Source organism: Oleiphilus sp. HI0117, assembly GCF_001635235.1.
The window spans coordinates 1-11881 of the sequence record NZ_LWGA01000632.1 but is presented as its reverse complement, the minus strand read 5'-3'; the positions used below and the strand labels follow the sequence as shown (position 1 = coordinate 11881).

Annotated in this window: 11 protein-coding genes and 1 pseudogene; 3 read left to right on the top strand and 9 right to left on the bottom strand. The window is 43.8% G+C overall.

All coding sequences use genetic code 11. The features are described 5' to 3' along the window. The 8 genes and pseudogenes from A3757_RS07605 to A3757_RS07570 form a co-directional block, all read right to left on the bottom strand. Window positions 1–239, bottom strand: a pseudogene (locus tag A3757_RS07605) (PrkA family serine protein kinase); the annotation flags it as partial. Between the two features lie 351 nt (window positions 240–590). After that, window positions 591–1460 carry a methylenetetrahydrofolate reductase [NAD(P)H] gene (metF, locus tag A3757_RS07600; RefSeq protein ID WP_068514947.1) on the bottom strand — a complete coding sequence of 290 codons (870 nt, stop codon included), beginning with the start codon at window positions 1458–1460 and terminating at the stop codon, window positions 591–593. 63 nt (window positions 1461–1523) lie between these two features. Continuing rightward, window positions 1524–2903: an adenosylhomocysteinase gene (ahcY, locus tag A3757_RS07595; protein WP_068514950.1), complete on the bottom strand. Its 1380-nt coding sequence runs from the start codon at window positions 2901–2903 to the stop codon at window positions 1524–1526. A gap of 102 nt (window positions 2904–3005) precedes the next feature. After that, complete coding sequence (metK, locus tag A3757_RS07590; RefSeq protein WP_068514953.1) at window positions 3006–4217, bottom strand: methionine adenosyltransferase; 1212 nt, start codon at window positions 4215–4217, stop codon at window positions 3006–3008. A gap of 18 nt (window positions 4218–4235) precedes the next feature. Then, complete coding sequence (locus A3757_RS07585) at window positions 4236–5264, bottom strand: metalloregulator ArsR/SmtB family transcription factor (RefSeq protein ID WP_197469927.1); 1029 nt, start codon at window positions 5262–5264, stop codon at window positions 4236–4238. Between the two features lie 144 nt (window positions 5265–5408). Next, entirely contained in the window at window positions 5409–6617 is a 1209-nt protein-coding gene (locus A3757_RS07580) for a hybrid sensor histidine kinase/response regulator (protein WP_068554928.1), read from the bottom strand. A 13-nt stretch (window positions 6618–6630) separates the two neighbouring features. Next, complete coding sequence (locus tag A3757_RS07575) at window positions 6631–7065, bottom strand: hypothetical protein (protein WP_068514054.1); 435 nt, start codon at window positions 7063–7065, stop codon at window positions 6631–6633. 21 nt (window positions 7066–7086) lie between these two features. Further along, a complete protein-coding gene (locus A3757_RS07570) occupies window positions 7087–7758 on the bottom strand; it encodes a PleD family two-component system response regulator (protein ID WP_068514958.1) in 672 nt (223 codons plus the stop codon). A 198-nt stretch (window positions 7759–7956) separates the two neighbouring features. Between A3757_RS07570 and A3757_RS07565 the strand changes: the two genes are divergently transcribed. Next, a complete protein-coding gene (locus tag A3757_RS07565; protein ID WP_068514961.1) occupies window positions 7957–9423 on the top strand; it encodes a methyl-accepting chemotaxis protein in 1467 nt (488 codons plus the stop codon). On the opposite strand, the gene queG is transcribed toward A3757_RS07565, so the two are convergent. Then, window positions 9420–10517 (bottom strand): tRNA epoxyqueuosine(34) reductase QueG, encoded by a 1098-nt coding sequence (gene queG, locus A3757_RS07560; protein ID WP_068511750.1) that lies wholly within the window; start codon window positions 10515–10517, stop codon window positions 9420–9422. The genes A3757_RS07565 and queG overlap by 4 nt on opposite strands. Window positions 10518–10744: 227 nt before the next feature. Here queG and tsaE point away from each other — a divergent pair, with 227 nt between their 5' ends. Together tsaE and A3757_RS07550 are read left to right on the top strand one after the other, a co-directional pair. Continuing rightward, window positions 10745–11284 carry a tRNA (adenosine(37)-N6)-threonylcarbamoyltransferase complex ATPase subunit type 1 TsaE gene (gene tsaE, locus A3757_RS07555; protein ID WP_068511749.1) on the top strand — a complete coding sequence of 180 codons (540 nt, stop codon included), beginning with the start codon at window positions 10745–10747 and terminating at the stop codon, window positions 11282–11284. 67 nt (window positions 11285–11351) lie between these two features. Then, window positions 11352–11881 (top strand): AMIN domain-containing protein (locus A3757_RS07550; RefSeq protein ID WP_156506245.1); only part of this gene is annotated, 530 nt, incomplete at its 3' end.

The following is an 11881-nucleotide window of genomic DNA, read 5'->3' as shown; positions in this document are numbered from 1 at the left end:
CCATAGAAATCTTTAAACTCGGGGTAATGCTTAATGACTTTGTTGGAGAAAATTCGGCTGAGACGAGGATCTTTGGAGGTATCGATGAGCTCAGGTTCACCAATCGCAATAAGCATGCGCTCGGCAGCGGTTGCGTAAGCGCTCGGATCGTTCTTACAGATTTCCAGGTATTCTTCCAGACTAAACTCTTCCTGCTGAGTCAGTTCGTATCTAGACTGGTAATGACTAAAAATACTCATAAGGCCCCCTAAAGGAAATATTTACCGCTCGAGCGGTATTACTTTACATATGTTCAGTATCCTGCTGCGTGTCTCTACATTACGATTAGTGAGTGCTAGGGAGATAACAAAACTGATCGCCGAAGTCATAGTCACAAGGTCGCAATATTTTTTAACTGGTTAATATTTGTTCTATGAGTCTAGACCAAATGGCTAAAGTTTTCTTTACTTGGAAGAAAATTTAAATGAATTGTCACAAAACATGACAATATAGAACTTAAGAAAGGGAGCAGCTAGCCGGTCAGGATAAACGATATATTTTTATGCCTGACCACCAGCAGAAGGGCTTAACGAAAATAAGATGAAAGCAGTTTAAAAGCGAATTTTTTCCTCGTCACTTAGGCCAAGATTGTCCCAAACTTTTAAGTTTGGTTCGGCTTGATTAAGTGTATAAAAATGTAGACCCGGAGCGCCAGCTTTTAACAACTGCTCACACATTTGACTTACCACTTCTTCACCAAACTTCTGAATGCTAACAGTATCATCGCCATAAGCTTCGAGCTGTTTTTTGATCCAGCGTGGAATTTCAGCACCGCACATGTCGCTAAAGCGAACCAAGCTGCTGTAGTTCGTGATAGGCATGATCCCAGGAACAATAGGAATATTGATGCCCATTTTTTCGCAGCGGTCTATAAAGTAGAAGTAGGAGTCTGCATTATAGAAATACTGTGTGATGGCACTGTTTGCCCCAGCGTCAACTTTCTTCTTAAAGTTAAGAAGGTCAGCTTCTGCAGAGGGTGCTTGTGGGTGAAACTCGGGGTAGGCCGCGACTTCAATGTTGAAGTGATCTCCGCTGTGCTTGCGGATAAACTCAACCAGCTCATTCGCATACTTTAACTCGCCGGCTGAACCCATTCCAGACGGTAGATCACCGCGCAAGGCAACGATTCTATTTACACCGTGCTCAATGTAATGATCAAGCAAAGAGGCGATGTTTTCAGTTGTAGAGCCAACGCATGAAAGGTGTGGGGCGGTTGATATGCCTTGGTCCTGTAGCTTTAACACTGTATCGATGGTGCGCTCTTGAGTAGAGCCCCCGGCACCATAGGTAACAGAAAAGAAATCGGGTTTGCGTCGAGCTAATTCATCTCTAACGACCTGCAACTTTTCCATACCAGCTTCAGTCTTTGGAGGAAAAAACTCAAAACTGAAGCGATGTTTAAATTGCTTTTGGCTGTGCATGATAATGTCTCTATTAAATTTGGATAGATGGAGGCGTGTATTGCGCTACGCCTCCACAGAGTATTAGTATTTGTATGATTCTGGCTTATATGGCCCATCAACATCCACGTTGATGTAGTCAGCTTGGTTCGTGGTCAATTGCGTGATGACACCACCAAAACCTTCAACCATGTCTTTAGCAACTTCTTCATCAAGTTTCTTTGGAAGTACTTTAACGTAGATGCTTTCCTTCTTCTCTGCTTCCATCAAGTTAGCGAATTTACGTTCATAAAGATAGATTTGGGCCAGTACCTGATTAGCGAATGAGCCATCCATAATTCGGCTAGGGTGACCCGTGGCATTACCCAGGTTAACCAAGCGACCTTCAGAAAGAAGAATCAAGTGATCATCAGCTCCCTTGTCACGATAAACCTTGTGAACCTGTGGCTTAATCTCGTCCCATTCCCAATTTTCACGCATATAAGCCGTGTCAATTTCATTATCGAAGTGGCCGATGTTACAAACAATAGCGCCATTCTTAAGTGTCTTAAGCATACTTGCATCACAGACATTGACGTTACCTGTCGTGGTAACAATCAGGTCGGTTGTTTCCATTAGTAGCTTGTTAATACCTTCTACAGAACCCGTGTTCACACCATCTAAATATGGTGAAACAACTTCAAAGCCATCCATGCAGGCTTGCATTGCACAGATTGGGTCGACTTCAGTAACTTTTACGATCATACCTTCCTGGCGCAATGAGGCAGCAGAGCCTTTGCCTACGTCGCCGTAGCCAATTACTAGTGCTTTTTTACCAGAGAGTAAGTGATCTGTACCACGTTTAATGGCATCATTTAATGAGTGGCGGCAGCCGTACTTATTATCGTTTTTGGATTTAGTTACAGCATCGTTAACGTTAATCGCTGGAACTTTTAGCTCACCTTTCGTCATCATTTCTAACAATCGGTGTACGCCTGTTGTTGTTTCTTCAGAAATACCGTGAATATCATTAAGCAGTGCAGGGTACTTGTTATGCACCATCTCAGTCAGGTCACCACCATCGTCAAGAATCATATTGGCATCCCAAACTTTGCTACCATCTTTTTCAGATAGTATGGTTTGCTCGATGCACCAAAGGAACTCTTCTTCTGTTTCACCTTTCCAGGCAAATACTGGAATACCCGCTGCTGCAATTGCCGCTGCTGCATGATCCTGAGTAGAGAAAATGTTACATGATGACCAGCGAACGTCAGCACCAAGGTCGACCAAAGTTTCGATTAGAACTGCTGTCTGGATTGTCATGTGGATACAACCCATGATTTTTGCACCAGCCAATGGTTGTGCTTCTTTATATTTTCTACGTAAAGCCATCAGTGCAGGCATTTCGCCTTCAGCGATTTGAATTTCTTTACGGCCCCAATCGGCTAGATTGATGTCGGCAACTTTATAATCTGTGAAGCTCATAATTATGTCCTGTCTTGTGGGCCGGATTGCTTTCCGGCCAACGTAATATTGAGTGCAGGCTGAAGTAGGTTCAGTCTGTCGTATTAGTAAAAATTACTGTCTTTAAACCTTTGCAGCTGCTTTCAAGGCATCGATCTTGTCAGTTTTTTCCCAGGTGAAAGCGGTGAAGGTCTTAGTTTTCTCTTCGCCGTTTTCCTTGTAACTATAGGTATGCTCAAAAGGTTCGCGTCCGAAATGTCCATAGGCAGCAGTAATTTGGTACATCGGATAAAGCAATTCTAGTTGATTCTGGATTGCATAAGGTCGAAGATCGAAAACTTCACGGATTATTTTCGCGAGCTCGATATCTGAAACTTTACCAGTTCCAAAAGTATTAACAGAAATAGAAGTTGGTTCAGCAACGCCGATAGCATAAGAAACCTGGATTTCACAACGATCAGCTAAACCCGCAGCAACGACGTTCTTGGCAACATAGCGGCCCATGTAAGCAGCAGAGCGGTCAACTTTTGAAGGGTCTTTTCCAGAGAATGCGCCGCCACCATGTCGTGCCATACCGCCGTAGGTATCAACGATAATCTTACGGCCTGTTAAGCCAGCATCACCGACTGGCCCACCAATTACAAAGTTGCCGGTTGGGTTGATGTGATACAAAGTATTGTCACTTAGCCACTCAGCAGGTAGAACAGGTTTGATAATGTTTTCTAATACTGCTTCACGCAAGTCTTCTAAAGAGATGCTAGGGTCGTGTTGCGTGGACAAAACCACAGCATCCACTTTTGGTGTTTCACCTTCGTAGTTGATGGTCACCTGAGACTTAGCATCTGGACGCAACCAGGGTAGTGTACCGTTCTGGCGAAGCTCAGATTGACGTTGTACCAATAGGTGTGCGTAATAAACGGGAGCGGGCATTAAGCTTGGTGTTTCATTTGTTGCGTAGCCGAACATTAGGCCTTGATCACCAGCACCCTGGTCTTCAGGTTTAGAGCGGTCAACTCCCATGTTGATATCGACTGACTGTTTACCTATGCCATTAAGTACCGCACACGTAGCGCCATCAAAGCCAACATCAGAGCTGTTATAGCCGATGCCAGTAATCACGTCTCGAACAATGTCTTCTAGGTCTACATAGCAGGAAGTAGTCACTTCTCCGGCAACAACGGCCATGCCGGTTTTAACTAGCGTTTCGACGGCAACACGGGCAAGTGGGTCGCGGGCAATGATAGCATCGAGTACTGCATCAGAGATCTGATCTGCAACCTTATCCGGGTGGCCTTCTGATACAGATTCAGAAGTAAATATACTGTATTCGCTCATAGTCGTTTCCTGCACAAATTAGTTAATACTGCTATTGATAGGTTTTATGAATTTTCGTAATTGAATTTGAAAGCCATTACGGAGGCCGATAAATGCATTTTTTTCTTCAATAAAGCCAGCACGTTCTGCCCAGCTAAGTAATTCTTGGGCTTCAAAGCCAAGCCAAAGGTCTCCACAGCTTTCACGAGCCCATTCCTGATTGTGGTGGGCTAAATCACAAATAACCAATGAACTGCCAGGCTTTAAAATTGCATAGACATCAATAAATATTTGAGCAGGGGCGGGAACATGATGTAAAACCATATTCATGACAGCTGCGTCTACTTGCGGCCTTTCGTTTTTGTTGCACAAGTTTTTATAGCTATGGGTATCGCCTAATTCAAAGGTAATGTTGTTCAAACCTTCACTTAGCGCAAAAGCACGCGCTTTATTTAGCATATCTTGAGAGTTATCGATGGCAATAACGGATTTATATGTCTCGCTAAGCGGGCGTAGAAAATGACCTTCTCCTGGCCCAAATTCAATAATGGTTTGTTCTGCTAGATTGGCGCGCTGCTCTTGCAGAAGAAGCTCAAAGCTTGCTTGCGCATATAAGCTATGTTTCGCAATAAGCTCTTGTTGTTCATGAAAGCGGTCTGCATTGCGCGAAAAAAATGCTTGCGATTGAACTGCACGTTGTTCCTGAATACATTTGATTTTGTCTTGTAGGCTTTGATCAAGCGGGCACTGGTCAACTAAGGAAAATAATTGTTCAGTAGTAGACTTTACTCGCTGTGAATCGAATGAGACTGGACGACGATAAAAGACGGCATTACCTTCGCGCTGTGCTTCTACAAGACTTGATTGGCTGAGTACCTTTAAATGGTGACTCATGCCAGACTGTTTGGTGTTAAAAAGTTGAGTCAGCTCGAGTACGCCAAAGGTCTCAAACTGCAGTACCTGAAGGATCTGAAGGCGAAGAGGGTCACCGCAAGCTTTGAGAGCCTGGCTAAGGAGGTGGATGTCGCCGCAATTAATCGGTTCTACTTTCGAGGTGCTTATCATCATAGTTTTGAAGTATATCAATATATATTGATATAGCAAACACAATATCAATATATATTGATATTGTGTTTGGTCTAAGTGAGCTGAGGGGTTTTCAATCCAGATACTCGATTTACAGAGTGTTGTTAAAAGTGCCGAGGTGGCTGCCTAGAACAATAGGTCATCAATTTCTTGCTCTTCGTTTACTGGTTCTGCTTCAAGAATTAGCTCTCCAGCAGGTAGGTCTAAAGTAAACTTAGCGCCCTCGCCGGGAGTTGATTCAACCTCAACGCTACCTCCGATCTGTTGCGAGAGCAGGTTGACGTAATATAAGCCCAGGCCGACACCATAATGTTCTCGATTGTGTTCGTTATTTAATTGCCCGACTTCGGTAAAGATCCGCTTATGGTCTCGCGGGTCTATTCCGATGCCTGTATCTGATACTTCAAAGATAATGCGTTGTCCGCTAGTGGGGTTGAAGTCAGTGTTAAGGCGAATGTTGACGCTACCGCTTTGAGTGAATTTGATGGCATTATCAACAAGGTGCTGCAGCATTGAATAAATTTTCTTTTCATCGCTTAGCATTGTTAGGCCATCAGGGTAATCAATTGAGAAGTCCAAGCCTTTTTCAAGCGCTGCTTGCCTGAAGTTGGTTTCGAGCTTTAAGGCGAGAGAGCTGATATCGAAGTTTTTTGATATCATTCCCTTAGCGCCCAGAGAGGCGCTGGAGATATCGATCAGGGTTGTAATAATTGCGTTGATCTGGTTAGTGCTTTCAAATATTCGGCTAAGGGCATCGATACCAGATTTACCCAAAGGAGTCTCTTCGTCTTTTTTCTTCAGGGCTTTTGAAAAGCCAAGTATTCCATTGAGAGGGGTTCTGAGTTCATGGCTCAAGGTTGTTAAAAAACGGCGTCGAGACTCTTCTGCTTTGCCCAGATTTTCTTCCGTTGCGATTGATTGGGCAAAGCGATTAGCGGTATCGCATAGCATTTTGTAGTGCTTGATTTTACTTAGTAATTCTTTATGGCTAACAGGAGGGTGTATAATTTCGTTGCCGCCTGCTCGATAGTATTTTTCCTTGTCTTCGATGCTGGCCTTGTCAGAGATCAATATTGTAGTGAACGCAGAATCCTTTGCTTGCAGCTTGAAAGAGATGACTAGCTGGATGCAACGAACCATATCATTGGGTTGGTCAAGTATTAAAAACGTTGTAGGAACTTTCAGGAATCTGCTTTTCAGCTCATCTTCATTACTAATTTGCTCGACCTGGTAGCCGCTCGAGATTAGAGCGTCAACGAGAGCTGCGTTATTGTGCTTTCTTTCGCCGTACCAAATGATAGAGGTGAACGTATTGAATGACTTGGGTAAGTTCATGCACTGGACTCTGTTATGTGTTCTTTGCTAGTACTTCATACAGACCTTCCAGTACCAGGCCTAACTCATTCTCGAGGTTCTTAGCGCTATCTTTCATACCTTCAAGTTTGTCACTTGCTTGATAGGCTAGTGCCATTAGTTGTTCTTCCTGATCTTCGTCCAGGCCTAAGGAAAATAGTTTGGCTTCCAGTTCAGTAATCATATCAAGCATAACTTGTCGAACAGTGACATCATGTTCAGCAAGTTTATTGGTTAGCTGTTTGACCTGTTTTTCGGTCATACCTATAGCGCGGCCTAGTACATCTTTACGCTGGTCGGTCATTGATATTTGAGATTGAAGTGTGAGCAGTCGGCCATCGCAGATGCTTGATAAAACTGCGAGGTGATCTTTGAAACGACCGTAGCGGCTTTCATCGTCAACTGGCATATCATTTATAAGTACACCCATGGAGTCGCTGCAAACCATCGTTCAGACGCCAATGCTGATAATTCGCTCTTTAGAGTTTCTGAATTTGCTTAGTACGCGAGCTTCCATAGAGTCTTGCGAGCAATTAATAAAAACACTAGGGGTGCCATAGATGACAGCGGATGCGCTCAAGCCGAAGCCTGATGCAACTTCACATAGTTTTTGTCCAATGCCTTCCAGTGTTGTGATTTCCTGAGAGGTTTTCACGAATTCGATTATTTGGCCAAGCTCGCTACTTGATGTCATGGCTTCCATGGCAACTTTCATGGCGTTGCTGGCATCTTCCTTCGCTTTGTTTGTTTCGGCTTGGTGATCTATAAAGTAATTGACTCGTTCAAGCACTCGCTCCGGGTCAATTGGTTTGGTGATGTATTCGTTGCCGCCTGCTTCAAAGCCCGCAAGATGTTCTTCGACATTATCCATGGCAGAGACGAAAACAATGGGAACAACGCTGCTTTCTTTGTGCTTTCTAAGCTCGGTACAAACTTCGTAGCCAGTCATTCCGGGCATGTTTACGTCTAGCAAAATGATATCAGGTACTTCCTGGCTTACCTGATCCAGGCATTCTTGGCCGGAGCTGCATTCCACGATGTTAAAGTCATCTTCGAGAATCATTTTTAAAAGCACACGGTTTGACTCGACATCATCGACAACCATGATCGTTTTATCTGACATGCACTTTTTCCTGCTAAAAGTAATTTTACCTTTACTGAAGGTAGCACAAATCTCAGTGTTTGCAGATACTAAGTGAACTAAGTTTGCAAAGTGAAAAATGGGCTATAATGTGAATTAGAACTTGCTTGAACCGGCCACCTTTCTTGAAGGTAGGGTAACGGTTGGGTCTAAATTATTAGTATCACTAAGGAACATACATTGAATATTATTCAGCAAGGCTTCAATGCTTGTCTGCCTTCGATGGTTGAGAGTGACCGCGACTTTATTCATTTCAAGATCATGGCTTTTATGTGTTGTTTGATCTTTGTGATCGGCTTATACAGTCTAATTAAGTGGTCTTCTGTTGGTTACGACGCACTTGCCGCCTGGGCATGGTTGCTGGTCATTGGTGAGCCTCTATTGCTAATTGCGAACAAGATGGATCGCTTTCCTAGAATGCTGATAGCAAATACACAGGTATTCCTGGCATCTACGTATTGTGCTTGCCTGGTTTATTATCTTGGCGGTCTGCAGTCAGCTCATTTTTACTGGCCTGTTGTATTGATCGGTTTAGCGTTTACGGTATGTGACCGAAAGTGGGGTGCCTTTTGGAGTGCGGTAATGTTTGCCGAAGTAGTTGTGTTTATCGTGTTGGAGCGCGGTGGGTACGAGCTTCCTGTGTTTGAGTTGAGTGATAAGCAAGATAAAATTAATACTTACTCTGGTTTTTTATTGCCAGTTCTGGCCCAGGCTTTTAGTCTTGCGTATATGTTTAAGCTTAGAAATGAGGCGCTTGAGTTTGCTGCCGAGTCAACCAAAGAGTCATGCTATCAAGCCGAGAAGGCTAAAGCATTAACTGACCAGTTACAGACCATTTTAGAGCAAGCGAGCCATTCGGCTAAAGCTTTGCTTGATACTTCTTCTCGTTTATCTTCTACGACAAAGATTATGAATGATGATAGTCAATCTATTAGCGAGAGGGTTGATATCCAATTAGAGTCCTCGCATGAAATGAATAATACGCTTCAAGATATGGCTAACTCGGTTAAACAGACCGCTACAGCAATGGAGGTGGTTCGCCTTAAGTCTGAGCAAGTGCAGAAAAATACGATTTCTAGTAGTGAGTCGATGCGAGAGACTATCGACTGCATGGAAAAAATAAAGGACGGTAATAATGATATTCTGGAATTTATGGGCGTGATTACCGCTATCGCAGAGCAAACAAACTTGCTGGCGCTAAATGCTGCAATCGAAGCCGCTCGCGCTGGTGATCAGGGGCGTGGATTTGCGGTTGTGGCGGATGAGGTCAGGACGCTCTCGCACAAAAGTAACGAGTCGGCAGAAAAAATACGCCTGCTTCTGGCTGTTGCGGAAGAGAGTATCGACCAGGGCTGTATGGTTGTGAACGAAACGGGTAATCGCCTGGAGGCCGTCACCTCCGAAGTCGAAGATATTGCCCGAGAGATAAATGTTTCAGCCGATGCGATGGGTATGCAAAGTCAAGGTATTGAGGGTGTTGTGAGCAATAGTCAGTATCTAGATGAGGCTTGCCAGGAAAACGCAGACTTTTCTGCAAAGCTGGCGTCAAACGCCCAGTCGTTGCTTGATATAGCTGAACACCTGGGGTCACTGTCTTATACAATGAGTGATACTGTTAGTCAGGCATCAAATATGAAGCGTAGCTAAGTCTCTTCTTGATTGTTTGGTTTGGTTTGCTGCGCTAATGCCCAGTCGATATGTTCTGCGACCAAGGGGGAGGCAGTTTCTCTACTTCGTTTTAAGGCTGCAACGATAACTAATGACTGTGGCGCATTTCCAAGTGCGACGGCTATATTTCTTAACCAGGATTCGTAGCCCGCTCTGCGAATGGGTGATCCTGCGGTATTCGTTAGGAAGGTTTCTTCATTCCAAGAGAATAACTCTAGCAGAGTGATATCATCTAGCTTGTTTCGGGGGCTAAAGTCTGTCTCTTGGCTGGGTTTTCTGAACTTGTTCCAAGGGCAGACGAGTTGGCAATCATCGCAACCAAAGATTCTGTTCCCCATAGGCTTTCTTAGCTCTAGCGGAATCCTACCTTTTAACTCAATTGTTAGATAAGAAATGCAGCGCTTAGCATCTAGTAAGTACGGTCCTTCAAATGCTTTTGTCGGGCAGGCAGTGAGGCAGGCCTTACAGCTACCACAGTGTTCCTCTATGTATGGTTTACTTATTGGAAGAGGGAGGTCGGTATATATTTCCCCCAGAAAAAACCAGGAACCCGCTTCACGACTGATAAGCATAGTATTTTTACCGAACCAGCCTAAACCCGCTTTCTGGGCAAAGGCTCGTTCAAGTACAGGTGCGCTGTCGACAAAAGCTCTAAAGCTGTAGCTTTCCGCTTTTTGTTTTATATGTTCGATCAGCTTTTTTAGCCTCGAGCGGATTAGCTTATGATAGTCACGCCCCAAGGAATAGCGGGATATATAGGCTTTTTCTTTTTCGTTCAAAAGGCCTAGAGGAGAGTTTGGGTCGCTTAGATAATTCATGCGCAAGGAAATAACCCTAAGCGTGCCGGGAACTAATTCATCAGCCTGCCAGCGTTTGCTTCCATGCTTTTCCATATAATCCAGGTCTGCATGAAAACCTCTATCGAGCCAGTCTTTGTATCGTTCTATATGAATGTCTAGGTCATTAGTTGTGATGCCAAATTGCTGAAACCCAAGTTCTAGCGCTTTTTTTTGGATTGACTGCTCAAGTTCTAGCAGCTCGTTGTGAGTAAGATTGGGCTTAGTGTTTTGCATCGAATCTATTCTAGCGGCATCTTTGTGTAAGTCTGACGATGTTTTGCTATACTTAACAGTTAACTAGGAATGTTTGTTCAGCAAATACATTAATAAGCAATGTGTTACGACGCTATTATGGCATAAACGTGCAGCAGAACCTGCTTTTTGTGTCTGCAAAGAGCGCTTGTTTTAATATTTGTTTATGGATTATAGGGCAAGAGAGTGAATCGATATAGGGTGCGAGTATGACAAAAGCGGCTATTGGGCTTGTATTGGTTGACGAGTCAGCGACAGTAGCATTAGGACGCTTGTTATTCAGTGTCATCGATGAGCATTGTTTTCATCAAGGTGTGGTGAGTATCTTTTTGCACGGTGACCTCGGAATGGGTAAGACAACCTTAACTAGGGGGATTCTCGAAGGTGCAGGGCACTTTGGTAAGGTGAAGAGTCCGACTTATACGATTGTTGAACCCTATGAATTACAGAATGTGCAAGTTAATCATTTTGACTTGTATCGTTTGGGCGACCCCGAAGAGCTAGAATTTATGGGGGTGCGTGATTATTTTGAAGTGCCTCATGACGGTCAGGAAAAGCAGTTGTGTGTTATTGAGTGGCCTGATAAAGGCCAGGGTTTCTTGCCTGAGGCCGATTTTGAAGTCGATTTGAGCTGCACCGGGCGTGGTCGCCTTTGTAAGATTACTGCAGATGGCGAGATTCTTTCAGTATTGAAAGAGGTTAGTTTAAGGCCGGGCTCGGGTTTGGTAGTGAGTAATGTTTCATGCTGAGTAATTATAATTTGAGTTCATGTGGTTTCAAGCATGTCTTTTGTGATTGAGTAGAGAGCTGAATTTAATGAAAGTTCGTACTAGTAGAGTTAGCTTCCTGGCAAAGGTGCTTGTTCTGTTCGCTGCCTTTACGTTTATGGCTGGCAGTGTAAATGCTGCTCAAGCGAAAGTAACTAATGCGCGTATTTGGGAGTCTCCAGAGTATATTCGTTTAGTTCTGGATTTATCACACCCGGTAAAGCATAAAATCATGATGCTGAAGAATCCCTCGCGTTTGGTTTTGGATATTAATGATGCTGATAAGGCGCTTAAGTTTGATAGTTTGAATCTCAAAGGTACGCCTATTTCCGGAGTGCGCAGTGCACGTAGAAATAAAGATGATCTTAGGGTTGTATTGGACTTAAAAGAAGAGGCTGAAACGAAAAGCTTTTTGCTAAAGCCAAATCAGAAGTACGGAAATCGTCTGGTTGTTGATTTATATACGAAAACAAAAAAGCTAAATGAAGCGCGCAAGAATGTTGTTAAGAAAGTGCCTGCGGGTCAGAAACGAGACATTATCGTTGTTATAGATCCAGGGCATGGTGGGGAAGACCCGGG